We start from the raw sequence: 26,042 nt of genomic DNA, 5'->3' as shown, positions 1-26,042 counted from the left end.
TGGGGAATATCTAAAACACGCCGAAAGTGCGCCTATGATGCGCTGATAAGTAGATTCACCTAGGCTTTCGTTTCTGCGGAATACGCGCAGCAGCAAGGTGTTTTCCACTCTTATTGGCGCAAAGGTCCGCACTCGATGAAACGCAATCTTTTCTTCCGTTTGCTCGCGCGGTTGCGCGTCGGCCGGAAGCTGCTGCTGATCTATCTCCTGGATTTGAGCGCGGTCCTTTATATCAGCGGCATTCTGATTCACGAAAAATACATCGCGATCGATTTCTCGAACAAGGAGATCGTTGGCAACGCTTATTTGCGCACCGTGCGCGACGCGTTGGTGAAGGTTGCGTCGGTGGGGGCGGGCGCGCGTCCGCCGGCACAGGCGCTGCACGATACCGTCGTTGCGCTCGACGATGCGCAAGTGCAGTTCGGCGCGGCGATGCAAACCGATGCGCTGAACCGGCGCGTGCGCGATGCACTGACGATGCTGTCGCGCGACAAAACGCCGAACGCCGCCGACGTGAACGACGCGCTGCTCGCATCCCGTGAACTCGTGACGCGCATCGGCAATCAATCGAACCTGATTCTCGACCCGGACCTCGACAGTTACTATTCGATGTCGCTGTCGATCTTGCGCTACCCGGCGCTGCTCGACGCGATGAACCAGATCGGCAGCGGTCTGCACGACGACCGGCAGCCGGTGAGCGCCGACCTGATGCGCACGCGCTATCTGGTACGCGAGGGTCAGCTCGATGCGGTGCTGCAAGGCTTGCGCACCGACTTTGCGGAGGCGGTCGCCGCGAACCACGAACTCGAAAGCGCGCTCGGCCCCTCGATCGGACAGATCAGCCGTTCGGTCGAGCAATACCGGAGCACGGCGCGCGCGATCGTCAATAGCGGCGGCGCCGATGCGGCGCGGCTCGCCGCGCTGGATGCCGCGCAGCAGCGGGTGATTGCCGACGTTGGCCAAACGTGGCACCAGACCGGCATCGAACTCGATCATCTGTTGCATCAGCGCGTGCGCGCACTATACGCGCGCATGTGGCTGCATCTGGGCACCGCGCTGTTCCTGTTGTTCGGCATTCTGACGATGGTGTACACCGTTGCGCAGCAGATCTCGCGTCCGCTGCGTCAGCTCGCGCGTGTGATGGATACCGTTCGCCGCACCGGCGATCATTCGTTACGCGCGCGCTGGCACAGTCAGGATGAAATCGGCGTGCTGGTGAACGGCTTCAACGAGATGCTCGAGCAGCTCGATCGCGAGCGCGACGTGCAAAAGGAGCTGGCCGCGACCGCGCGCGCGTCGGCTGCGCAGCATGCGCTCGTCGAGGCGACGCCAGTACCGATGGTCGTGACCGCGGTGCCGGGTCACGAAGTGCTGCACGCGAACCGTCCCGCGCTGGTCTGGCTGAACGGCTGCGCGATCGACCCATGGGCGCGCGGACTCGACTCAGGCACGCGCGCGCGCTTTTTCCAGCAACTGTCCGATCGCGAGGCGGTCGACGAATTCGAGGTGCACTGGAAGGCGACCGACGAATCGACATGGGCGATGCTGTCCGCGCGGCGCCTGAGCTTCCAGGGCCAGGACGCGATTCTGACCGCGTTCACACCGATCAACCAGATCAAGCTGATGGAGCAGCGGCTCGAGTTATGGGCGCGCGTGTTCGAGGCGTCGTCGGAGTCGATCCTGATTCTCGACGACGCATGCCGTCTGCTGACTGCGAATGCGGCGTTCTATAAAACGACCGGCTATCGGTCCGACGATGTGGTCGGCCGCCTGCCCGGCTTTATCGTCGACGGCCTGCCCGGCGACGGCGGCTTTGCGATGCTGGCGCGCCGGGTCGAGCGGTCGAGCACGTGGAACGGCGAAGCGCAGGTGCGCCGCCGGCAGGGCGGCGACTATCCGGCGTGGTTGATGGTCAGTGTGGTGCGTGACACGGAGGGACAGGTCACGCATTACATCTGCACGTTGATCGACATCAGCGATCGCAAGAAGAGCGAAGCGCGCATCCAGTTTCTCGCCGAGCACGACTTTCTCACCGAACTGCCGAACCGGGCGCTCTACAAGAAACGTCTCGCGGTCGCGCTCGATACCGCGAAGCGCACGGGCCGGCGAGTCGCGGTGCTGTTTATCGACCTCGACCGCTTCAAGGACATCAACGATTCGCTTGGCCATCATATCGGCGACGGTCTGCTGCGCTCGGTCGCCACGCGCCTCGTGCGCTCGGTGCGGCACGACGACACCGTGAGCCGTCTGGGCGGCGACGAGTTCACGGTGATCCTGAACCACGCGCAGAGCGCGGCCGACGTCGCTCAGACCATCGAAGAGCGGATGATTCCGCTGATCGGCGAGACGCACGATGTGAACGGCATTGCGATGCAGGTATCGTGCAGCGTTGGTATCGCGATGTATCCGGAAGACGGGCACGATATCGATACGCTGATGCAGAACGCCGATCTCGCGATGTATCAGGCGAAAGCAGCGGGGCGCAATCTCGCGAAGTTCTTCTCGCCGGACATGATCGAGCATAGCCGGATGCGGCTCGCGCTCGAGGCGTGCCTGCGTACCGCGATCGAGCGCAACGAGTTGTGGCTCGCGTATCAGCCGTGCATCGATACGAAAAGCGGCGACGTGATCGCCGTCGAGGCGTTGCTGCGCTGGGACAGCGCCGAACTGGGCCGCATGTCGCCCGCGCAGTTCATTCCGCTCGCTGAAGAGACGCGCCTGATCGTGCCGATCGGCGCGTGGGTGATCGACGAGGCTTGCCGGCAACTGGCCAGCTGGCGCGATGGACCGCTTGACGGCCTCACGCTGTCGATCAACCTGTCGGCAGTGCAACTGCGCGACGACACGCTCGTCGATACGCTGAAGGCCAGCCTCGCGAAACACGGCGTCGCGCCGGAGCGCCTCGAACTCGAGATAACCGAATCGGTGCTGCTGGACGGCGCGCAGCACAACATCGCGACGATCGGCGAGATTCGCGCGCTCGGGGTGCGCATCTCGCTCGATGACTTCGGTACCGGTTATTCGAGTCTCAGCTATCTGAACCGCTTCCCGCTCGACCGGCTGAAGATCGATCGCACCTTCGTGCATAACAAGCTCGACAAGCCGACCGATCTCGCGATCGTCGAGGCAATCGCGGGCCTGGGGCATATGCTCGGCTTGCGCGTGGTCGCGGAGGGCGTCGAAAATGAACGCGAGGCGAATCTGCTGAGAAGCATTGGTTGCGACGAGTTGCAGGGATTCTGGATCGCGCGGCCGCTGTCGTCGGCGCAACTCGACGACTGGATGCGCGAGCGGCGCACCGAGCGCAGCCCGGGCGTCGTCGAGGCTTAGTGGGTCACGGCTCATTCACGAGCCGCCGGCCACTCGCGGCCAGCGGCCTTGCGTCAATCAGGCAAGCTCGAGTGTGCCGGTCATATCGCCGAGCGGCGCAAGCCCGTTTTGCGCGAATGCGCGGTCGCGCGCGGCCACGCCGGGCAGCGGCTCGAGCCCGTGCACGCGGCTGATGAAACGCAGAATCGAGTTCGTGTCGTAGATCGTGTGGTCGACATAGCCCTTCTTCGCGAGCGGCGATACGACCAGCGCGGGAATGCGCGAACCCGGACCCCAGCGGTCGCCTTTGGGCGGCGCGACCGGGTCCCACCAGCCGCCGTTTTCGTCGACCGTTACGATCACCACTGTGTTGCGCCATTGCGGCCCGCGCTGCAGATGGTCGATCACCGCCGCGATATGGCGGTCGCCGGATTCGACGTCCGCGTAGCCCGCGTGCATGTTCAGATTGCCTTGCGGCTTGTAGAACACGACCGGCGGCAGCTTGCCCGCGTCGATATCGGCGATCAGCCGGTTCGTCGATGCGTCGTCGCCGACGCCCGCATCGCGCAGATGCCGCGTGCGTGCCGCGGTGCCCGGCGCGTAGTTCGCGAAGTAGTTGAACGGCTGGTGGTGATACTGGAAGTCGGGCACCGCGCCCGTGTCCTGATGCTCCAGCGCGTATTGCCATGCGCCCGCGTACCACGCCCACTCGACGTCGCGATCGGTCAGGCGGTCGCCGATCGTCGCGTAGTTCTGCGGCGGCAGCACTTTCGGGTCGGCCGGGTTCGCGAACAGCGGATTGCCTTCGGGCGCGGGACGAATAAAGCTCGGCTGGTACGGCGGCGCCATCGTGTTGACCGCGTAGCCATCCGGTGTGAACAGGCCGTCGCGCACATACTTCGGCGGGCCGTCGAGCGCGGATGCGGGCGAGTTCGGCGCCGTCTTGAGCCGCGTGCCGAGCGGATCGTCGCCTTCGAGCACCGACACCTGGTTCTTCGCGGGGCTGTTGTGGACGTCCGGATAGAACGGTGCCTGCGCGGAAATCAGAAAGATATGGTTGAGCCACGAGCCGCCGAAGGCCGCCATGAAGAAGTTGTCGCACAGCGTGTATTGCTGCGCGAGGCCCCAGATTTTCAGCGTCGCCGGCGAACTGCGGTAATGGCCCATCACGAGGCCGCCCGAGTCGCCCCATGCGGCGAACTGGTTGTTGCGGCCGCCGTTGATCTGCATCTGGTTCTGATAGAAGCGATGCACGAGATCGCGAGTGATCACGCCATTGGGCAGCGGCGCGCCTTGCGCGTCGGTCAGGTGAAAAGGCTGGTTGCGCAGGTTCGTAATCTCGCGCTCGCTGATCGCATAGCGTTTGCCGTCGACCACCTGCGCCTGCGGCACGAGCCCGCCCCAAATTGCCGGCAGTCGCGCCAGTGGCGTCGTGCCGTCGCGGTCGAACTGCACGTACGCTTGGGGTGGGACCGAATCGAGCGGTTGCTGCAAGCCGGGGAAATTGCCGTACAGGTTCGCGAAGCTGCGGTTCTCCGCGTAGATCACCACGATGTTCTTCACCTGGTCGTGCAGCGCGGCGTCGATGTGCAAGTCGGCGGCGCTTTTCGGCGTGTTGCTGGTGGACGTCTGGCCGCCGGACTGGCATCCGGCCAGTACCAGCCCCGCGCCGACTGCCGCAAGGCCGGTCAGTACGCGGCGGCGCTCGGGGTCGTCAGGCAGGTCGGAGCCGGTGGCGGGGTTTGCATCGGCAGGGCAGTGCGGGTCGTTGTCGTTCATTGGCGTTCTCCTTGACGCTGCGATGACGAAACAGGCGAGAGAGGGAGCGACGATGCGCGTGGCTCGCTCCGCATACTCGCATCGTTTCTTCGTTGCAAGAAGAAGAAAAACGAACCGCTTGTATATAAAGCCGCTGCCGCGGCGCTGTCACGCGGGCGTCACACCCGACGCGTCGACCAGTTCGTACGCGGTGCTGCGTCCGCAGCCTTCGGTGCGACGCAGGATGCCGGCTGCGATCAGTTCGTTGATGTCGCGCAACGGGGTGTGCGCCGGGCGCTTCGCCCCTGCGATTGCGTTGACGCATATCGCAATTGCATTCAGCGTCCGCATAAGATACTTAAATAGTAGGACTATATCGGCTGAATATCGACGCTTTACCGCTTCGCACAAAAATCCTCCGACAGTTTTCCACGGCTACTGTACACCGGACTTGGCGTGGGCTATGCAGAGGGAATCGCAGGGTCGGGCCGTGCTGTGAGGCTCGGGGAAAACACCAATCACCGCCATCTCGGCGCATAGATATAGTTTGGCTATTAATAGACCGGGTTCACGATATTCCGTCACGAGCGGGGGAGTCGCACTGAGCCGGCGCGAGTCGTACGTTTCCAGTTGGGCAGCTTGATCGGTAGTGCAGTGTTGTGAAAGGTGGCGCCGGCATCGTCCGACGCGTGCCTGTAAGGACGCTCGCCTGCGGTAAGGGCGCCAGAATAATCGATATAAATCCGGAGACAGGAAATGAATCACACGAGACGCCTGACACTCGGCGCGCTGATCGGCTCGGCGTTGCTGTTCGGCGCGGCTATCAACGGCCACGCTGAAGACAAGAAAATCACGCTTGGTTTCGCGCAGGTCGGCGCCGAAAGCGCATGGCGTACCGCCAACACGGTGTCGGTCAAGTCGGCCGCAAAAGACGCCGGCATCAACCTGAAGTTTTCCGATGCGCAGCAGAAGCAGGAAAACCAGATCAAGGCGATCCGCTCGTATATCGCGCAGAAGGTCGACGTGATCGCGTTTTCGCCGGTGGTCGAATCCGGCTGGGAGCCGGTGCTGACCGAAGCGAAAAACGCGAAAATTCCCGTCATCCTGACCGACCGTAATATCGACGTGAAGGACAAGTCGCTGTACGTGACGATGATCGGTTCGGACTTCCTCGAAGAAGGCCGCCGCGGTGGCCGCTGGCTCGAAGAGCGTTACAAGAACGACAAAGGCCCGATCAATATCGTCGAACTGCAAGGCACGGTCGGCTCGGCGCCGGCTAACGACCGCCACGCCGGCCTGATGGAAGTGATCAAGAACGATCCGAAGTTCAAGATCATCGCGTCGCAAAGCGGCGACTTCACGCTCGCCGGCGGCAAGCAGGTGATGGAAGCGTTCGCGAAGACGTACGGCAAGCAGATCAACGTCGTGTACGCGCATAACGACGATATGGCGCTCGGCGCGATTCAGGCGATGGAAGAAGCGGGCCTGAAGCCGGGCACCGACATCAGCGTCGTGTCGTTCGATGCGACCAAGGGCGGCTTCGAAGCGATGATCGCGGGCAAGATCAACGTCGATGTCGAATGCAGCCCGCTGCTCGGACCGCAGCTGATGACCGCGGTGAAGGACATCGTGGCTGGCAAGCAATTGCCCAAGCGCATCACCACCGAGGAAACGGTGTTCCCGATGAGTGTCGCCGCGCAGGTGCTGCCGCAGCGCAAGTACTGAGCATGCGTGTGAAGTAGGTGGGTCCGGCGCCGGCGCGATCGATGCGCGCGGCGCCTGACTTTTTTCGGCTTCTTTTTCGCTACGCTCATGAGCGACTCCCCCATTCTCGAAACTATCGGCATCAGCAAATCGTTCCCGGGCGTCAACGCGTTGCAGCGCGTCGATTTCCGTCTGTTCCCGGGTGAGATTCATACGCTGATGGGACAAAACGGCGCGGGCAAGTCGACCCTGATCAATGTGCTTACCGGCGTGCACACGCACGACGCGGGCGAGATCCGTCTGGCGGGCGAACATGTGCAGTTCGACACGCCGCTCGAAGCGGAGGCCGCCGGCATCCGCACGCTGTATCAGGAAGTGAATCTGTGTCCGAACCTGTCGGTTGCGGAAAACATCTTTGCAGGGCGGCATCTGAAGCGACGCGGCATGATCGACTGGAAGTCGATCCACGCGCGGGCCGAAGCGGCGCTCGCCGACCTGAACGTATCGCTCGATGTCACGCGTTCGCTCGACGCGTATCCGATCGCGATCCAGCAGATGGTCGCGATTGCGCGCGCGGTGTCGGTGGACGCGCGCGTGCTGATTCTCGACGAACCGACCTCGAGCCTCGATGACGGCGAAGTCGCGCAGCTCTTCGACGTGTTGCGCAAGCTCAAGCAGGCAGGCATGGCGATTCTGTTCGTCACACACTTTCTCGAGCAGACGTACGCGGTATCGGACCGCATCACGGTGATGCGCAACGGCGAGCGCGAAGGCGAATATCTTGCGAAGGACCTGCCGGTCGACGAACTGGTCGCGAAGATGGTCGGCCACGCGCGCATGTCCGAACGCCTGAAGCAGGCCGCGACCGAGCCGCCGAAGCCGGCCGCCGAAGCGCTGCCGCTGTTCGAAATGCGCGGCGTCGGCCGGCGCGGGCTGTTGAACCCGATCGATATCGACGTGCGGCCCGGACAGATTCTCGGCCTCGCAGGCCTGCTCGGCTCGGGCCGCACCGAAACCGCGAAGCTGCTGTTCGGCGCGGAAAAGTCCGACGCGGGCACGATGATGGCCGGCAACCAGCGCGTGAAAATGCGCTCGCCACACGACGCGGTGCGCCACGGTATCGGCTATTGCCCGGAGGACCGTAAGAAGGAAGGCATCGTTGCGGACCTGTCGATTCGCGAGAACATCGTGTTCGCGTTGCAGGCGCGACGCGGCTGGTGGCGCGCAATCGGCCGCGCGAAGCAGCGTCAGATGGCCGACGAATACATCAAGATGCTGGGCATCAAGGCACGCGACGCGGAGCAGCCGATCGGCCTGCTGTCCGGCGGCAACCAGCAGAAAGTGCTGCTCGCGCGCTGGCTCGCAACCGAACCGAAGATGCTGATTCTCGACGAACCGACGCGCGGCATCGACGTCGCCGCGAAGTTCGAGATCATGGACCGCGTGCTCGCGTTGTGCGCGAAAGGTCTTGGCATGCTGTTTATTTCATCCGAAGTGAGCGAAGTGGTGCGCGTGAGCCACCGGATCGCGGTATTGCGCGACAGGCGCAAGGTGGCGGAGATCGCGGGCAACGCGGTGTCCGAAGATCAGGTGTATCAGCTGATTGCGGGGAGTGACCAATGAAGGCGATCAAAGCCGCGTTCCAGCATACGTTGACGTGGCCGCTGCTCACGCTGGTGTTGCTGATTGCGCTCGACGTCGCGCACCGCGCGAATTTCCTGGCGATCTCGATGTTCGAAGGCCACCTGTTCGGCGCGCCGATCGACATCCTCAACCGTGCGGCGCCGCTGGTGATCGTGTCGCTCGGCATGACGCTCGTAATCGCGACACGCGGCATCGATATTTCGGTCGGCGCGGTTGTCGCGATTGCAGGTGCCGCCGCGGCGACCATTCTGGCCGACAATCCGGCGAATGTGACGCTAGCGGTTGGCGCCGCGCTCGCGGTTGGTCTCGTCGCGGGTGCGTGGAATGGTTTGCTGGTCGCATTCATCGGGATGCAGCCGATTATCGCGACGTTGATTCTGATGGTGGCCGGCCGCGGCGTTGCGCAGTTGCTGACCGGTGGGCAGATTATCCCGATCGGCGCGCCGGGTTATCTGGCGCTGGGCGGTGGCTTTTTCGCACGCATGCCATCGGCCGTATGGATCGCGGTCGCGGTAACGGTGGCGACCGCGCTGCTGATGAGCCGCACCGCACTCGGGCTCTTTATTCGCGCGATCGGCGTGAACCCGGTGGCGACGCGCCTCGTCGGCCTGCGCGCGAATGCGATCGTGTTCGCGGTCTATGTGTTCTCGGGGCTGACGGCGGCGATTGCCGGCGTGCTGATGAGTTCGAACGTGCGTAGCGCCGACGGCAACAATGCGGGTCTGCTGCTCGAACTCGACGCAATTCTGGCCGTGACGCTCGGCGGCACGTCGTTAAACGGCGGGCGCTTCAGCCTCGCCGGCACGGTGCTTGGCGCATTGATCATCCAGACCCTGACGTATACGACCTATTCGATCGGTGTGCCGCCTGAGGCAACTCTGGTGGTGAAGGCGATCGTCGTGTTGCTGGTGAGCATGATTCAATCGGAGCGCGCACGCGTGCTGCTCATCCGGCAACTGAAGCGCGCGTTTTCGTTCACGCAGGCAAAGCCCGCTAGCGAGGCGGCAAAATGACAAAAATGACGACAGAAGGCACAAGCGCCTCCCGGACCAGCTTTATCACGCGCCTGCTCGATCCGCGCACGCTGCCGATCGTCGTGACGATCGCGCTGTTCTGCGTGCTGTTCGGCTTCGGCTCGGTGATGTACACGGGCTTCTTCTCGCTACAGGTGCTGCTCGGCCTGCTGGTCGACAATTCGTTCCTGTTGATCGTCGCGCTTGGCATGACCTTTGTGATTGTGTCGGGCGGCATCGATCTGTCGGTCGGCTCGGTGGTCGCGTTGACCACCGTGCTGTGTTCGGTTGCCGCGCAATGGTGGCATTGGCCGATCTGGGCGATCGTGCCGCTCGTGCTGATCATGGGCACGCTGTTCGGCGCGGCAATGGGCGCGGTGATTCACTTCTTCAAGCTGCAGCCGTTCATCATCACGCTCGCCGGCATGTTCCTCGCGCGCGGTGCGTGCTTCCTGATCACCACGCAGTCGATCACGATCAACGAAAAGACTTTTCATGCGGTCGCGCAATTCAGTGTGCCGATCGGCGGCGGCTCGCTGAATTCGGGCGCGCTGATCGGTATCGTCGCGCTGATCGCCGCGATCTATATCGCGCACTTCACGCGGTTTGGCCGCAATGTCTATGCGATCGGCGGCAATGAGCGTTCGGCGTTGCTGATGGGCCTGCCGGTCGCGCGCACGAAAATCGGCGTGTATGCGTTGAGCGGTTTCTGCTCGGCGCTCGGCGGTGTCGTGTTCACGCTGTATCTGCTGTCCGGTTACGGGCTCGCCGCGCAGGGGATGGAGCTCGATGCGATTGCTGCGACGGTGATCGGCGGCACGCTGCTGACGGGGGGGGTCGGATACGTGTTCGGATCGCTGTTCGGCGTCGGCATTCTCGGCACGATCCAGACGCTGATTACCTTCGACGGCACGCTGAGTTCGTGGTGGACCCGCATTGTGATCGGCGCGCTGCTGTGCGCATTCTGCCTGCTGCAGCGCGTGATCGAACGGCATGCGGCAAGCCGCAAGTCGAGCGGCACCGGGCTGCACGCGAACACGAAAAAAGCGCGCGATGAAGAGCGCACGCCGCAGACCGATGCGAAGGACAAGCCCGGGCTCGCGGCGATGATCACGCGGCGCACCTGAACGGTGGCCGGCCAGCGAACGCGCGCTTGCGCGTTCGCGATTCTCACGCCTGCTACCGCTCGCGACCGCCGCTGCGCCCGCATGATTGCGCGGGCAGCGAGTGAATAAAAGCAGCGGATTACTGCGGCTGCTGCGCCGGTTTGTCGACGGCGATGCCTAGTTCCGCAGCCAGTTTTTCGACCAGCGCCTCGAGTCGCTCGACCTTGTCGGCGAGCGCGCGGTATTCAGCCTTCAGCGCATCGAGTTCGTCGTCCATTGCACCGGCGGTTGCGTTGCGCGCGGTCGCGTCGCCTGCGCCGCGCGGCGTGACGTCATCCACCTGTACTTCGCCACATAGCAGATGCATCCAGCGGCTCTCGCGCTCGCCCGGCGTGCGAGGCAGTTTTACCGCGAGCGGTGTATCGCGTGCGGCGAGTTCGTCGAGGAACGCTTCGACTGACGACGTATCCGCAAACGAATGCAGTCGGGACGTCGCAAGGCGCAACTCGGCCGCTGTTTGAGCGCCGCGCAACAACAGCGCGGTGAGCAGCGCGGCGGCCTGGCGCGGCACACCGAGCACGCGTTCGAGATTGTGCTCGAAGCGCGGCACACGGCTGCTGCTGCCTTCGAATACCAGACTCAGCCGTTTGAGCGCTTCGATCGCGCCCAGCACGTCGGATTCGCTGGCGTTCATCACGGGCGAGCGGGACGTCTTCTGATTGCAGCCGAGTGTCAGCGCGTTCAGCGACAGCGGATACGTGTCCGGCACCGTGTGCTGTTTTTCGAAGAGGACGCCGAGCACGCGCGCCTCGAGTGGAGTCAGCTCGCGCAGCGCGGGACGCGGCGTATCGTCGACGGGGGAATTCATATGTGTTCAAAGTTTGGGGTGGATCGGCAACCGCGATTGTCCGTCAAAATGCGCTTGCGCTTCAAATTCCACCGCACGCCGTCGGTTCTACGTGCTGGCGACGCGCGAATCGCTACGCGGCTTTCGCCTTGCCTACGATCACCACCGCGATGCCGCCGAGAATGGCCGTGGCGCTTGCCACGAGCCGCGGCGTCAACGGTTCGTTCAGCAGCGCAATGCCGCCTAGCGCGGCGATCAGCGGCACGCTGAGCTGCACGGTCGCCGCGCTCGACGCCCTCAGTTCTTTCAACGCGGCATACCAGATGACATAGCCGAGCCCGGACGTGATCGCACCGGAAACCAGCGCGTAGATCACGCCTGCGCGATCGACCGACAGATGCGCTTGCATCGACACGCTAAGCGCAGCGGCGAACGGCACCGCCCGCAGAAAATTGCCGGCGGTTGCCGCAGCGGGATCGGCGGCGCGCTTGCCGCGCAGCGAATACGCGCCCCATGCGATGCCTGCTGCGAGCATCAGCAGCGACGACAGCGGCGCAGGCGCCGCGACGCCCGGCAGCACGAGACCGACGAGCCCCGCAAGCGCCAGCATCATGCCAAGCCACTGGCGCGGATGCAGCCGCTCGCCGCTCCACAGTGCGTAGCCGATCATCGACGCCTGCACCGCGCCGAACAGCAGCAACGCACCCGTGCCGGCGGGCAACCCGACGTACGCAAACGAGAAAGCCGCTGCATAGACGATTAGCGCGAACGCAGCGTACCAGTCACCGGCGCCGCCGCGAAGCGCACCGCCGCGGCCGTGCTGGATCAGCCAGAGCATCGCCGCGGCCGCGACGATGCGCACCGACGTGAATGTGGCAGGGTCGATCGCGGTGGTCTTTAACGCGAGCCGGCACAGCAGCGAGTTGCCGGCAAACGCGATCAACGCAAGCGTGGTGAGCGCGGCGAGCCGCGAACGCGACAGCGGCGCGCCGGCGGCCGGCGCGCCCGCTGCGGCCGGCCGCTGTGCGTGATGACCTTGCGGCGCGGTCAACGGCTTAAGCCGGCGAAGAAGGTTTGATGTTCTGGTTCGTGCTGAACAGGTTGTGCGGATCGTAGCGGTCTTTAACGGCCACCAGACGTTCATAGTTCGGACCGTATGCGGCGCCGATCCGCTCGCCTTCTTCCTGCGTCAGGAAGTTCACGTACGCGGTGTCGAGCGCGAACGGCTTCGTGGTCTCGAAGAACTGACGGGCCCACGCGACGCAGCGTGCGTCGTCGGCTGCGTCGCTCCAGCGGCCATGCACATTCATCACGTATTTCGCGTCGCGGCCCGCGTACGCGGTCGCGTCGACCGCGACACGCGACGTCGCGCCGCCGACCTGCCCGAAAAAGATCTCGCACTGCGGCGACGGCAACGTAGCGAGCGCGTCGAGCAGCGCATCGATCAGACCATCCTGCAGCGCGGACAGATTGTGCGATTTCCAGTAGTTGCGCTCGCCCGGCGTAAGCAGCGGATCGAAGGCCTGCTGCCATGCGGTGTACGGCATCGGCCCGAGATGCTCGCCGTACGGCGTGCCGAACTGACGTATCGCTTCGACTGCGCGCGGACCGTCTTCGAGTGGGCCGGTATAGCAGATCGCAAACGCAATCATCGGTTTGCCGTGCACGTCGGCCGGCAGGAACGGCAGCGGCGGTGCAAGCCGCGCGACACTCCAGACGGTCAGTTCATCGGGCATCGAGTCGACCGCATTGCGATATTTGCCTAGTGCTTCCCTGGCCTGGTCGAGCGGCAGCACGACAAGTCCGCCATACACTTCCGGCCCGACCGGATGCAACTGGTACTCGAACATCGTGACCACGCCGAAATTGCCGCCACCGCCGCGTATCGCCCAGAACAGGTCTTCGTGTTCGCTGTCGCTGCAGTGCAGGAGTTCGCCGTCGCCGGTGACGATATCGGCGGATAGCAGATTGTCCACGGTCATGCCGAAACGACGGCTTAGCCAGCCGAATCCGCCGCCGACCGTCAGGCCCGCGACGCCGGTCGTCGAATTGATGCCGAGCGGCACCGCGAGACCGAACGCCTGCGTTTCATGATCGAGGTCGCGCAGCGTGCAGCCGGGCTCGACATACGCACGGCGCGCGGATGAATCGACGCGCGCGGATTTCATCGCCGAAAGATCGATGACCAGCCCGTCGTCGCATAACGCGGTGCCGGCGATGTTGTGGCCGCCGCCGCGCATCGCGAGCGTCAGTTTCTGCTCGCGCGCGAAATTCACCGCGCGGCGCACATCGGCGACACCCGCGCAGCGGACGATCACGGCGGGGCGCCGGTCGATCATCGCGTTCCAGATCGCACGTGCGTCGTGATAGCCGGCATCCTCCGGCACGAACACCTGTCCGCGCGACGCGGCTCGCAGCGCATCAATTGCATCTTTCGACAAATTCGGCATTGCACACCTCCACGCTCAATGGGCCATTGAAAGTCTTCCTCAATCAGGGCGGTCCCATTTTGGAAGCCTTAACGTTTTCAACCCAGTAAACGGTCGGTGTTACCGAACACAAACTAACGTAAACCCGATGTCGATACCGCGGAAATCGCGCAAATGCACGATGCACGGTCCTCCGGGCACGATGGATGCGCGCTGCGAATCTTTCATCCGCCATGCGACCGATGGAATGCTTCGGAAATACGACGCACGGCACGCGCAGCGAAACGCGCGATGACGCGTCTGTGGCGCGCTGACGGAGCCTGTTTGTTCAGATGGTAAGCGCCCGTGGCATGCGTGATGGCGGACCCGCTTTTCAAGCGGCGTACCGCGCGTTCGATCGCGGCGCGAGCTGAGTCGCCGCGCCGGCGATCGTCTTCATGGCCAATGCGCTTCAATGAAAGATCAGATAAAGAATCACCAGCACGATAAGCGGCACGCCCAGCATCCACCCGATCAGATAAGGCATTTTCTTCTCCCTGTGCGACTGCCGAAGCGCGAGATCGCTTCATGAACGCAGGCGCTTGAAGTCGTAGTTGCAAGGCGCGTACCTAAAGGGCCGTGTCGAGTTCGCGATGCGGTCGCACGGGGTTGCTTGCACTCGTGCACTGGCGCGCACGCGCGGATTGGCGATATGCTCGCTACGCACATGAGGAGAAAAAATGCGAGGAGACGACAGGTACGCGCCCGCGGCACAGCCGCCCACGACGCGGCACGATAGCTATCGCGAAGACCACTGTTCGGTCGCGGACTTCGCCGGGCAGATTGCAGCCGGCACTTACGCGCAGCAGACGCAACTCGCCGCTTCGACGCCACACGGCATTCCGCTCTATGACTGCGACGCACTACGCGACGCACTGGAAAACTCCGCCGCGCGAGCGCAGTTGCAGGCGGAATGGGTGCATGTATTGCGCGAAGGCGCGGGCGTGATGGTGCTGCGACATGCGTATGACGATACCGTGCCGATCGACGAAGCGACCGCGCTTTTTGAAGACGTGATCCGCGAAGAGCGCGCGCAGGGCGGGGCGGGTGGCGACCACTTCGCGAAGGCGGGCGCGAACGATCGCATCTGGAACGCACTGGAAAAGCTGTGTCTGCGTGCGCCGGAACTGTTCGCGCGCTACTACGCGAACGGGTTCGTCGCGGCTGCCGCGGATGCATGGCTCGGCCCGCATTACCAGATGACGTCGCAAATCAACGTCGTGCGGCCCGGCGGCGCTGCGCAGCAGGCGCACCGCGATTATCACCTGGGCTTTCAGACAGTCGCTGAAGCCCAGCGCTATCCCGCGCACGTGCATACGATGTCGCCGTTTCTCACGCTGCAAGGGGCGATCGCGCACGTCGACATGCCGGTCGAAAGCGGGCCGACGAAGTTGTTGCCGTATTCGCAGCGCTACGCGCCGGGCTATGTCGCGTGGCGGCGCGACGATTTCCGCCGCTACTTCGAAGCACACTGCGTGCAGTTGCCGCTTGCGAAGGGCGATGCGCTGTTCTTCAATCCAGCGCTGTTTCATGCGGCAGGCGAGAATCGCACGGCGGATGTCGCGCGCATGGCGAACCTGCTGCAGATTTCGTCCGCTTACGGGCGCGCGATGGAGTCGGTCGATCGATCCGCGATGTGCGAGGCGCTCTACCCGGCGTTGTGCGATTGCGTTGCACACGCGCGGCTCAAAGCGGCGCAGCTCGACGCGGTGATTGCAAGCTGCGCGGAAGGGTATCCGTTCCCGACTAATCTCGATCGTGATCCGCCGCTCGGCGGTCTTGCGCCGCCAAGCCAGCAGACGTTGCTGAAGGAAGCGTTGGCCGAAGCGTGGCCCGCGCAGAAATTTATCGCTGCGCTGCGTCAACATGCGTGGCGGCGCGAGACCGGCGCAGTCGAAGCCGCGAGACGCTAGACGGTACGCCGGGCATGTGACGACATCTGGTTGGACTTTGGCGCGGCAGCGCTCTACGATAAGGCTCCTTTCCAGCGCAACTCAACACACTCATGCAAACGATCTCCGCATCAGCCTGTCTGCCCGACGATCTGGATCATGCATTGCTGGTCGGCCGCGTATGGCGGCGTGACGACACACATGAAGGTAAACATGAAGGCCCGTGTGTGGTCGCCGTGCGCGGCGGCGATGTATTCGACATCACGCAGTCCGCCCCGACGACCGCGGATCTGTTCGACCGCGACGATGCGGTCGAGGTCGCGCGCCACGCACCGGGTGTGCCGCTTGGCCCGGTGAGCGCGCTGATCAAAGCAGGGTTGGCGGCGCGCAACGATGCTGGCGCGCCACGCCTGCTTGCGCCGTGCGACGTGCAGGCAATCAAGGCATGCGGCGTCACGTTCGCGGTTAGCCTGCTCGAACGCGTCATCGAAGAGCAGGCGGGCGGCGATCCATCGAAAGCACAGGAAGTGCGCGCGACGATCACCGCGTTGATCGGCACCGACCTGTCGAAGATCGAACCCGGCTCGGATGCGGCGATGCGTCTGAAAGCCGAACTGGAGCGCCGCGGTGCGTGGTCCCAGTATATGGAGGTCGGTATCGGGCCGGATGCCGAGGTGTTTTCGAAGTCGCAGCCGATGTCGTCGGTCGGCTTCGGCGCCGACATCGGGCTGTTGCCCGGGTCGGTCTGGAACAACCCGGAGCCGGAAATCGTGCTGGCCGTCAACAGTGCGGGGCGTATCGTCGGCGCGACGCTTGGCAACGATGTCAATCTTCGCGATATCGAAGGGCGCTCTGCGTTGCTGCTCGGCAAGTGCAAGGACAACAACGGTTCGTGCGCGATCGGGCCGTTCGTGCGATTGTTCGATGAACGCTTTACGCTCGATACGATTCGCGATGCGAGCGTGTCGCTGCGCGTCGATGGCGCCGACGATGCATTCGAACTCGATGGCGTCAGCCATATGACCGAGATCAGTCGCGATCCGGCGGATCTCGTCGCGCAGACTTGCGGCAAGCATCATCAGTATCCGGACGGCTTTATGCTGTTTCTCGGCACGATGTTCTCGCCGATCAAGGACCGCGATGCGCCCGGCGGCGGGTTTACGCACCATCTGGGCGATGTCGTGACGATCTCGACGCCGAAGCTTGGGGCGTTGGTTAATACGGTGCGGCTATGTACCGAGATCGAGCCGTGGACGTTCGGGGTGCGCGCGCTTTATCGCAGTCTGGCTGAGCGCGGGTTGCCTCGCGCGCGCTGAGCGAACGACGGGTGCGTCGGCGCGTCGTTGAGGAATGCGCCGACGCGCCGTACTGCATTACAACTGCTCGACTACAACCGTCTTCGTGCCCGACGCGACCGTCAGGCGCGTGCGCTTGAGCAACGGATCGGCGGGCGGCGTGCCGTCGCTGTTGAGCGGTTTGACCTTCGTGAACACGACCGAGAATGCGCCGGCGGTGACGGTTGCGGATGCGTACCCTTGCGCGTCATGGTCGACGTATTTGAAGTCGGGGTTGTTGCCTTGCAGGACGCCGTCGAACACCGTTGGCGTCAACACGAGCGGTGCGAGCGGCGTGCCCTGCGCGCCTGCCTTCAGGTAGTTATAGAACGACGTGCTGCTGATACCCGCGGTGACGAAATCGACCAGCACCGGCACGCTCGTGGCAGGGTCCGTCACTACACCGCACTGGAACGCATGCAGATCGCCGGTGATCGCAACGACGTTCGACACGTTGTTGTTCTTCAGATAGCCGAGAATCTCTTGTTTGTGCGTCGGGTAACCGTCCCAGCCGTCGCAGTTGACCATGTATACCGCGTTGTACGGCGGCTGAGCCATCGAGGTCAGGTCGACCTGCATACGGTTCAATGTGACTTCATTGCCCCACACGCGCCACGTTGCTGTCGAACTGCTCATTGTGTTCTTGAACCACGCCGTCTGTTCGGTACCGAGGATCGACGGTGCGCGTCCCATCGCCGCCGTGTCGATTGCATCGAACTGAGCGAGGACCGGCTTTTGCACGAAGTAGCGCGCACCGACCGAGTCGCTGCCGTTGATCGGATCGTGGCCCTGTGCCTGCGCGACCGCCGCCTCGCTCACCACATGATCATCCCGGAACATCCGCTCATCGGTCATCACCAGATGCACGAGCTTGCCGTAGTGAAAGTCGCGATAAATCGAAATATTCGCGAACGACGGATTGGTCGCGTCGAACTTCACATCGCTCCAGTCGATCGGCATGTACTCGGCCCACGCCTGCGTTGCGCTGCGGCGGCGCGCGGTCTGCTGCGTGTTCTCGTTCGTGTAGGTCTGGTGATCCTGCCAGCAGTCGTCCGAAAACTCGTGGTCGTCCCAGATCGGGATCATCGCGAACTTCTGGTGGATGGCCTGCAGACGCGAATCGGTGCGATAGGTGCGGTACAGCGTGCGATAGTCGTCAACCGTGCTCGCGTACTGGCCGACGCCGCCCGGCAGCGGCTGACCATTCGGCAGCTTCAGCGCGCCATGCGCAGGCTCCGCCGCGCCAGCCTGGAACGACGCGTCGACCGTTTCATAAATGTAGTCGCCGACATGAACCACGAAGTCGAGATCGGTCTCGGCCGCAATCAGCGACATCGCCTGCCAGTGATTGACCGTCCAGTCCTGGCACGTGAACCACGCGAAGCGTACCTTGTCGTTCGCCGCGTCGGCGGCCGGCGCCGTTTTCGCAGTGCCGGTCGCACTGACATCGGAGCCCGCGATAAAGCGGTAAAAGTACGTGCTGCCGGACTTCAGGCCGGTCACCTTCGCACGTACCGTGAAGTCATGGTCGGACACTGCCTGCAGTGCGACGTTGGCGGCGAGCGCCGCAAAGTCGCTAGTCGGCGAGATCTGCAACTGAACCGCTACCGGTGCAGTGCCACCCGCGCTAGCAATCGCGCGCGTCCAGAACACGACGCTATCCGCGCGCGGGTCGCCGCTCGCGACGCCTTGTGCGAACGCGAACGTGCCTGCCGGCGGCTTTCCGGCGTCGGACGACGGGTTATCCGATCCAGACGATGGCTTGTTATCCGATCCGCAAGCAGTCAGCGTCCCCGTGGCTGCCGCGATGGTGAAGAATGTGGAAGATTTTAGAAAGTGTCGACGATCCATAGCGGTGCTCTGGTTGTAATTGGATCGACAAGGTAAAGCGAGTTTTTGACAGGCAGGTGTCAAAAAACAGAAAGGTATTTCGCGGTATCCAGTATGAATCGACGCCGGTCGACACGCGTCGCGTCGTCACAATTGTCACAATCGACATCGCCATTGCGGCGATGCCGATCCCGTTCATCCACGAGGACAGTCAGCGTCAACGCGCCACACTTTGTTGCGCATACATCGATTCCCAGCCACCGCCGAGCACTTTGCACAGCGTAATCAGATTGACGTCATTGTCAGCGTCGCTCTGTTCCAGTGCGCTCTGCGCGTTGAGCAACTGCTTCTGCACGTTGAGCACTTCGAGATAATCGATCGCTCCCGCCTTATACCTCTGTTGCGCAACAGACAGCGCGCGCAGGTTCAGGTTCACCACCGCTTTGAGCCGATCGCGCCGCCGCTGCTCCGCGTCGTACACAATCAGCGCGTCGTCCACTTCGCGCCACGCCTGCAGGACCGTGCGTTTGTACACGATCGCGGCTTCCTGCTGTTGTGCGTCACGTAGTTGCAAGGTCCCCTTCAGACGTCCGCCTTCGAATATCGGCAGCGTAATCGACGGGCCGACGACGAACTGGCCCGATGCCCAATCCGCGAGACTCGAAAGCTGAAGGCTCTGAAATCCTGCGCTGCCATTCAGCGAAATGCGCGGATAAAAGTCCGCCTTGGCCATGCCGATCGCGGCCGTGGCCGCATGCAACTGCGCGTCCGCCCTGCGGATATCAGGGCGTCGCTGCACGAGTTCCGACGGGAAACCGATCGGCACCTGCTCAGGCAGACCCGGCACATCGCGTGGTTCGGCAAGCCGCTCATTGAGCGCACCGGGTTCCTTTGCGAGCAGCACGCCAATCGCATTGATCGAGGTGGCTGAACGTGCCTCCAGTGTCGGAATCAGGCTTTCGATCGACTCCGCCTGCGCGGCGGCATTGGCCACATCGAGATCGGTTGTCACGCCTTCGTGCTTGCGCATCTCGGTGAGTTTCGTCGCGTTGCGCGCGATCTCGAGATTCTGCTTCGCTATCTGTAGCAGCGCCTGCGTATCGCGCAACGCGATATAGTCCCGCGCGAGTTCGGCGCGCGCGGACAATAGAACTGCGTTGCGGTCTTCATAGGATGCGCCGGTGAGCGCGGTCGCGGCCTCGACACCGCGCCGTACGCCACCCCAGATATCGAGCTCCCAGGACGCATCGAAGCCGAACTGGTACAGGTTGTAAGCGGGCGAACCCTTCGAGCCTGGCAAAGGCGCGACGCCGAGCGGCGCGCTGCCCGACGCCGACTGCGATTGACTCCCGGTGGGACTCACGCCAAGCAATCCGAGAATGCCGTTCGGGCTGCCACGCTCGCGGTTGTACGAGGCCGCGGCGTCCACCGTCGGGTATTGCGCGGCGCCGGCAATGCGCTGTCCGGCCCGGCTTTGCAGCAGACGCGCCGATGCGGCGGCGACGTCGAGATTCTGCTCGCTCAGCTCGTTTTCCAGCGCGTTCAGCATCGGGTCGTTAAAGAGCGTCCACCAGTCCGGATTGAATTCGGCTTCAACGGCCTTGCTCGGTGCCTGTGACGCTTGCGTGCGATCGAACACGTTGGCAGGCGTATGGGTTTGCGGATGTTCGAAGTTCGGGCCTACGAGACAGCCTGTCAGCGTTGAACACAGCACTATCAGCAAGATCGCGAGCGACGCCGTGCGGATCGGGAATGCGCGCGCGTTCATTTTCTGGCCGCCTGTTCAACGCGCGCGTCGTTACGCCCGGCCACTGACACCTCCGCTTCGACGGACAAGCCGACGCTCAGGTCGGAGGTCGCTTCCTGTCCCGCATCGAGCGTGATCTTCACCGGCACACGCTGGACCACCTTGGTGAAATTGCCGGTCGCGTTGTCCGGCGCGATCGGTGCGAAGCTCAAACCGGTCGCCGGAGCGAGACTGTCGACATGCCCCTGGATCACCACGCCAGGCATGCTGTCGACCTTGATACGCACGGGTTCGCCCGGTCGCATTCTCGTCAGCTGATTCTCCTGGAAGTTCGCGACGATATACGCTTCGGATAGCGGAACGATCGCGAGCATCGGCGTGCCGGTCGTGACGAACGCGCCGACGCGCGCGGAGCGTCTGCCGACCTTGCCATCGATCGGCGCGCGGATCTCCGTATACGAAAGATTGAGTTTGGCCTGTTCGCGCGCGGCTTGCGCATGGGCCAATGCGCCGGCCGCCTTGTCGCGCTGCGTGCGCAGCACGTCGAGGTTTTGTTGGGCTGCAAGCAACGCGGCCTGATCGTGCGATTGTTTCGCGAGTTGCTCGGCTAGCGTGCTCGACGCGTGCTGCTGTTCCTGCGTCGTTCCAGCGCCTGCGTCCGACAGATTCTGGTAGCGCGCGGCGTTGGCACGCGCGAATACGACCGACGCATCGTCGGCCCGCAGCGTCGCGCGCGCCTGATCGACGAGCGACGGCTGGCGCGCGATCTCGGCGTCGTAGTTCGCAACGGACGCCCTTGCCGCCGTGACGTCCGCGTCCGCGCTCATCAACGCGGCTCGGAAGTCGCGGTCATCGATACGCACGAGCAATTGACCGGCTTTGACGCGCTGATTGTCTTCGACCCGTACTTCGGAAACCTGACCGGCGACACGCGGCGCGACCAGCGTGAAATCGGCGGCCACATACGCATCGTTCGTGGATTCCGTCGTCGAGTCGCCGATCAGCGCGGTGCGACCCGATGCGGCGACGCCGATGACGGCCATGCACACAGCAACGCCGATCAGTTTGTGGGGAATCTTTATCAGGGGTGACATGGATCGGCGCTCATCGGGAAGAAGGTTGCGTAGTGGTCCAGGGCGGATAGATACGCACGGGTATTAACGGAACAAGCACAAGAAGAAAGAGCGCGACACCCGCCATCACGCGATAAAGATCGGCCGACGTCAGCACCACAGCCTGCGCGTGCACACGATGTGCGAGTTCGCCGAGGCTGTGCGACGCGCCGACGCTTTGAGTGGTGACGAGCATGTTGTTGCCGAGCCGGTCGACGAGCATGCTCGAATGAAAATGCTCACGGGCCGTACCCAGGCCTTCGATCAGCGCGGTGGCCGCCGCTGCCGAAAATGTCTTGAGGGAATTGAACATCGCCGACGCAAACGGCCCTTCGGTGGGCGGCAATCCCGTTGTGACGCCCATCAGAATGCACATGATCACCATCGGTTGCGCGACGATCTGCAGTGACTGAAGCCAGTAGAAGTTGTCGCGCACCCAGTCGGATGTGACGAAGCTGCCGATAAAGCAGGTGAGCGCCATCAGCATGAGTCCAGCGGCGAGGATCCAGCGGAAGTCGACGCGCCGGAAATTCAGTACGGCGGCTGTCAAAGGAAGCGCAATCAGCAATGGAATCGCCACCAGCAACGCGAGCGGCGTGGTTTGCAACGGCCGGTAGCCGTGAATCTTCGTCAGATATTGCGCGGGTATGACGGCGATACTGGTCAGCAGGACGACTGCGCCCGCCAAGGTCAGCAGCCCGTGCGTGAAATTCCTGCGGGATAGCAGTTGAAGCCTGAAAAAAGGCAGCGGGTGATACCACTCGTTGATAAGAAACGCGACCAGCAACAGCGCTCCACCGTAGAACATCACGCAGATCAACCCGGAGTTCAGCCAGTCGAGGCGGTCGCCCTGCAACAGACCGACGACAAGCATCGCGACCGCGGGGAATCCGGTCACAAACCCGGTCCAGTTGAATGAACGGAATCGTTCGATTTTGATCGGGTCGCGAGGCAGGCCCAGATGAATGGCGGCGCAACTCACGATGCCAAGCGGCACGATTTGCCAGAACGCCATGCGCCAGCTGACGTACTCCGTCCATAAAGCGGTCAGAGGCGTGCCGAGCGCCGGCCCGAAGGTTGCGGTGAGCGCGTAGCCGGCAAGCCCGTATAGCTTGATCTTCGGTGGAAGATAACGCAGCGCGACGATGATCAACATCGGCGGAAGACATCCACCGGATAGACCCTGCAATACGCGCAACCCGTACAGCGCGGGCAGATTCGGTGCGAACGGACAGAGCAGACCGAACAGCATCGTGGCCAGCATCGCGCCGACCGAGAATCGCTTCAGCGTGAAGGTCACGCCGAACCACGGCGCAAATACCATCGCGGCGACGTTGGCTGCTTCGAACAGAACGGTAAGCCACGTGCCGTCGTCATGGCCGATCGACAGCGCGCCGCGAATGTCCGTCATCGCGAGCCCGGTGACCTGCTGGTTGAGAATCGCGGACAGCGACGCAAGCAGCATGCCGATCAGGCCGATTGCAAGACGCAACGATAGTGCCGGCTGAGCGGGCGTTTGCTGTGCGCAAGGTTCTGCGCGATGCGCAGCGTGCGGCGATGGCTGCACGGCCGTTTGTTCTTGGCTTCCAGTGGTCCAGGGCGTGGCGGTGTTCATCAGGGTCCGCTGCTAGTCATGTTTAACGGGTCGGTCAAACGAGGCCGGGCTTATGCGTGACGCGGCTTCTCGTCGAAATGCTGCGGCGCCTCCCGGCGATCGAACATCCCGTACTCGCGGATCACCCGGATATGTCGCAAACGCACCCCGTCCGCCAACGCTGCGTTGCGTGCGAATGCGTCGGCGGCGCTCTGATCGCGCCAGGTGGCGACCACGATCACGTCGCCTGGCGTCAATAGCGCATTGAATACGTCCCACGCGATCAGGCCGGACGCTTGCAGATCGAGTCCGAGCGAGCGGGCGACCGACGCGGCGCCAGCCTGTTTGATCCACTCCGGCGCGCGCTTCGCGTCGAACAGCGCGACCGCGGTGCCGGCGCCGGTTTCGGTGACGTCCAGCCGTTGTTCGAGTAGCGCGTATCCGGCGGGCACTTGCGTATCGCTCACCACTTGACCGATGCGCAGACGATAGTCGTCGAACACACGGTCACGCGCGGCTTGCTGAACCTTGTGGTGCTTCGTCGACACGCGCCACCGCACAAGCGACTTCTCGTCGCGCCAGCTGGATAGCGACAGAAGCCAGCCATCGCGCGTCAGACTGGCGTAGCGTGTATTGTCGATAAACCCGTCGGTTGCTTCGAGCTCTGGGCGCAGCATCTTCGCCATGCCGAGATACGCTTCGAATTGTTCGGGGAATGGATTCACTTCAAGCATTGCGGCAAACATGATGGATTCCTTCGTCTGGTTAGGGATGCTGACAGGCCTTTGTCGCATCGCAAATCGGATTGCTTTGATTGTCGGAGATGGAAGGGAATTGATGAAGCGCAAGCAGGCCGCGTATCGGGCCAATCAGTGCGCGAATTTTGCCAACGCTGCTAGTCGATGTATCGATGGGGACACGCTTTAAATGCATCGCTAATCGGCCATCTTCCGGGTTCTTCTGGCCAATTGAAGATCCACCGCGTCGACATGCATTCAACGCGCCTACAATCGTGAAGGAAGCGCGAAAATATCGCGAAAGAAGCGCGGCAGGTGCCAGCCGCCGCGATCGGGTGGATCGGTGAACGCACAGGAAAGGTGGGAACAGTGATGGACAGATTGCGTGAGATGGAAGTGTTCGTCGCCATCGTCGATCGGGGCAGTTTCACTGCGGCATCGGAGAAGCTTGGCATGTCGGCCCCCGCGGTTTCACGGGCGCTCACTTCGCTTGAAGCGCGCCTTGGAGCGCAGTTGCTTACGCGGACCACGCGCTCGGTCCGTCCAACCGACGCGGGCATGTCATACCTGGACACCTGCCGTACCGTACTGGATACGATCACCGATGCAGAGGCGAATATCTCGGTCGATCAGAAAAATCCGGTCGGCACGCTGACGATCTCGGCCCCGGTGCTGTTCGGCCAACGATTTATCGCGCCGCTCGTCAATGCGTATGCGCGCCGATATCCGGACGTGCATATCAACGCGGTGTACGACGATCGCACGTCGCGGCTGCTGGAGGAGGGCGTGGATATCGCAATCCGTATCGGGCATCTTGGAGACTCGTCGATCTTCGCGGTTCCGCTGGGCTTTGTACGGCGTCGGACTTACGCGGCGCCCGCGTATCTCGCGGCGCATGGCGAACCGGCTCATCCGCGAGACCTCGCCGGTCACCACTGCGTGTCGTTCACGGGCGTCACGCATGCGTTCGAGTGGATGTTCTATGAAAACGGTTTGAGGCTACCTGTGCGGCTGCAGCCACGAATGATCGTCAATCTGGCGCCAGCCGCGGTGATGGCTGCGGTCGAGCGTGTCGGTATCACGCAACTGTTCTCGTATCAGGCGGCACCGGAGGTGATCGAGGGAACGCTGCAGCCCGTGCTAACCGCATTCGAACCCGAGTCGACGCCGGTGAATCTGCTTCATGTGGAACGGCGCGGCGCGAGCGGTAAGGTTCGAACCTTCGTCGAATTCGTGACGGACGCATTGCGCAAAAATGTGCATCTTCAATTCGCGGACAATGCTGCCGCGGTTGACGGCGCAGACCGCATGCCCGTTTCGGGCAAACGCAAACCGTCCAGGCGCGCAAAGAAACCGATGATTGTCAGCACGCGATAACCGGGGTGGCCGGCGCAACGGCCAGGTGGAGTTCCCGGTATGCGCTCACCAGTTCGTCGAGACTGAATCCGCGGTTCAAGCCGCTGGGGTTCGGCAACACCCAGGCACGCGCACCGCCGAACGACGCGGCTTGCAGTCCCCATCGGATGTCGCGCGTACCGGATAGCGCGGCAATCGCCGCTTTTCCGAGGAAGGCAATGTACGCCGGTGCGACCTGTTCGATTTTCCACTCCAGTTCCAAAGCGGCGGCTCGAATTTCGAATCGCGTCAGTTCGTCGGCACGTGAGGTCGGACGTGGCGCTGCCGTGGTGAGCCCGCAACCATATTGCAGCAGTGCGTCGTCGTCTTCGGGGCGGAGCTGCTCGGGCGTGAAGCCCGCGAGGTAGAGGACCCGCCAGAAGCGATTGCCGCGGCCCGCAAAGTGGCGTCCGGTCGCCGCCGCGAGCATGCCGGGATTGATGCCGCAAAACACGACGGATAAACCGGGCGCGAGAATATCCGGAAGACGTTGCAGCGTATTGGAGCCGTTGGGACCAGTGGAGCCTTTCATCGATGGAGCAAATTCCGCGC

The 26,042-nt window shown here is 63.1% G+C and carries 18 protein-coding genes; 8 read left to right on the top strand and 10 right to left on the bottom strand.

Features of this window, described 5'->3' with window-relative positions:
• The first annotated feature begins 135 nt into the window (after positions 1-135).
• On the top strand, positions 136-3,330 hold the full coding sequence (locus tag BX592_RS11785; RefSeq protein WP_134191946.1) for an EAL domain-containing protein: 3,195 nt from the start codon (positions 136-138) through the stop codon (positions 3,328-3,330).
• A 57-nt stretch (positions 3,331-3,387) separates the two neighbouring features.
• Here the strand turns inward: BX592_RS11785 and BX592_RS11780 are convergent, their stop codons facing one another.
• Positions 3,388-5,088 (bottom strand): acid phosphatase, encoded by a 1,701-nt coding sequence (locus tag BX592_RS11780; protein ID WP_134191945.1) that lies wholly within the window; start codon positions 5,086-5,088, stop codon positions 3,388-3,390.
• Between the two features lie 735 nt (positions 5,089-5,823).
• Here BX592_RS11780 and BX592_RS11775 point away from each other — a divergent pair.
• The 4 genes from BX592_RS11775 (at position 5,824) to yjfF (ending at position 10,555) form a co-directional block, all read left to right on the top strand.
• The gene (locus BX592_RS11775; RefSeq protein WP_134191944.1) at positions 5,824-6,792 is read left to right on the top strand and encodes an ABC transporter substrate-binding protein; all 969 of its coding nucleotides are present in this window, start codon (positions 5,824-5,826) and stop codon (positions 6,790-6,792) included.
• Between the two features lie 87 nt (positions 6,793-6,879).
• Entirely contained in the window at positions 6,880-8,394 is a 1,515-nt protein-coding gene (locus BX592_RS11770; protein ID WP_134191943.1) for a sugar ABC transporter ATP-binding protein, read from the top strand.
• On the top strand, positions 8,391-9,428 hold the full coding sequence (locus BX592_RS11765; protein ID WP_134191942.1) for an ABC transporter permease: 1,038 nt from the start codon (positions 8,391-8,393) through the stop codon (positions 9,426-9,428). The genes BX592_RS11770 and BX592_RS11765 overlap by 4 nt, the downstream gene beginning before the upstream one ends.
• A 5-nt stretch (positions 9,429-9,433) precedes the next feature.
• Complete coding sequence (gene yjfF / locus BX592_RS11760; RefSeq protein ID WP_134192015.1) at positions 9,434-10,555, top strand: galactofuranose ABC transporter, permease protein YjfF; 1,122 nt, start codon at positions 9,434-9,436, stop codon at positions 10,553-10,555.
• 118 nt (positions 10,556-10,673) lie between these two features.
• Here yjfF and BX592_RS11755 read toward each other — a convergent pair whose 3' ends face one another.
• From BX592_RS11755 to BX592_RS11745, 3 genes are all read right to left on the bottom strand, one after another.
• The gene (locus BX592_RS11755; protein WP_134191941.1) at positions 10,674-11,402 is read right to left on the bottom strand and encodes a YceH family protein; all 729 of its coding nucleotides are present in this window, start codon (positions 11,400-11,402) and stop codon (positions 10,674-10,676) included.
• Between the two features lie 112 nt (positions 11,403-11,514).
• Positions 11,515-12,363 carry a DMT family transporter gene (locus BX592_RS11750; RefSeq protein WP_134192014.1) on the bottom strand — a complete coding sequence of 283 codons (849 nt, stop codon included), beginning with the start codon at positions 12,361-12,363 and terminating at the stop codon, positions 11,515-11,517.
• 73 nt (positions 12,364-12,436) lie between these two features.
• Entirely contained in the window at positions 12,437-13,831 is a 1,395-nt protein-coding gene (locus BX592_RS11745; protein WP_134191940.1) for an FAD-binding oxidoreductase, read from the bottom strand.
• A gap of 698 nt (positions 13,832-14,529) precedes the next feature.
• Here BX592_RS11745 and BX592_RS11740 point away from each other — a divergent pair.
• Together BX592_RS11740 and BX592_RS11735 are read left to right on the top strand one after the other, a co-directional pair.
• Entirely contained in the window at positions 14,530-15,762 is a 1,233-nt protein-coding gene (locus BX592_RS11740) for a phytanoyl-CoA dioxygenase family protein (protein WP_134191939.1), read from the top strand.
• Between the two features lie 92 nt (positions 15,763-15,854).
• Positions 15,855-17,057, top strand: a complete 1,203-nt coding sequence (locus tag BX592_RS11735; RefSeq protein ID WP_134191938.1) for a fumarylacetoacetate hydrolase family protein — start codon at positions 15,855-15,857, stop codon at positions 17,055-17,057.
• A 57-nt stretch (positions 17,058-17,114) separates the two neighbouring features.
• On the opposite strand, the gene BX592_RS11730 is transcribed toward BX592_RS11735, so the two are convergent.
• From BX592_RS11730 to BX592_RS11710, 5 genes are all read right to left on the bottom strand, one after another.
• Positions 17,115-18,926, bottom strand: coding sequence for an alkaline phosphatase D family protein (locus BX592_RS11730; RefSeq protein ID WP_134191937.1), 1,812 nt, complete (start codon positions 18,924-18,926; stop codon positions 17,115-17,117).
• Positions 18,927-19,122: 196 nt separating this feature from the next.
• Positions 19,123-20,673, bottom strand: coding sequence for an efflux transporter outer membrane subunit (locus tag BX592_RS11725; RefSeq protein WP_134191936.1), 1,551 nt, complete (start codon positions 20,671-20,673; stop codon positions 19,123-19,125).
• Positions 20,670-21,695 (bottom strand): HlyD family secretion protein, encoded by a 1,026-nt coding sequence (locus tag BX592_RS11720; RefSeq protein ID WP_377681635.1) that lies wholly within the window; start codon positions 21,693-21,695, stop codon positions 20,670-20,672. The genes BX592_RS11725 and BX592_RS11720 overlap by 4 nt, the downstream gene beginning before the upstream one ends.
• A 61-nt stretch (positions 21,696-21,756) precedes the next feature.
• Positions 21,757-23,379, bottom strand: a complete 1,623-nt coding sequence (locus BX592_RS11715) for an MFS transporter (protein ID WP_134191934.1) — start codon at positions 23,377-23,379, stop codon at positions 21,757-21,759.
• 50 nt (positions 23,380-23,429) lie between these two features.
• On the bottom strand, positions 23,430-24,104 hold the full coding sequence (locus BX592_RS11710; protein WP_134191933.1) for an antibiotic biosynthesis monooxygenase family protein: 675 nt from the start codon (positions 24,102-24,104) through the stop codon (positions 23,430-23,432).
• A 363-nt stretch (positions 24,105-24,467) separates the two neighbouring features.
• On the opposite strand from BX592_RS11710, the gene BX592_RS11705 reads away from it, so the two are divergent.
• Complete coding sequence (locus tag BX592_RS11705) at positions 24,468-25,472, top strand: LysR family transcriptional regulator (protein WP_134191932.1); 1,005 nt, start codon at positions 24,468-24,470, stop codon at positions 25,470-25,472.
• Here the strand turns inward: BX592_RS11705 and mug are convergent.
• Positions 25,459-26,022, bottom strand: coding sequence for a G/U mismatch-specific DNA glycosylase (mug, locus tag BX592_RS11700; protein ID WP_134191931.1), 564 nt, complete (start codon positions 26,020-26,022; stop codon positions 25,459-25,461). The genes BX592_RS11705 and mug overlap by 14 nt on opposite strands.
• Positions 26,023-26,042 lie beyond the last annotated feature (20 nt).

The organism is Paraburkholderia rhizosphaerae, assembly GCF_004366595.1.
Classification (GTDB): Bacteria; Pseudomonadota; Gammaproteobacteria; order Burkholderiales; family Burkholderiaceae; genus Paraburkholderia; species Paraburkholderia rhizosphaerae.
The sequence above is the reverse complement of the archived record's forward strand: the minus strand, read 5'-3'. Positions and strand labels throughout refer to the sequence as shown.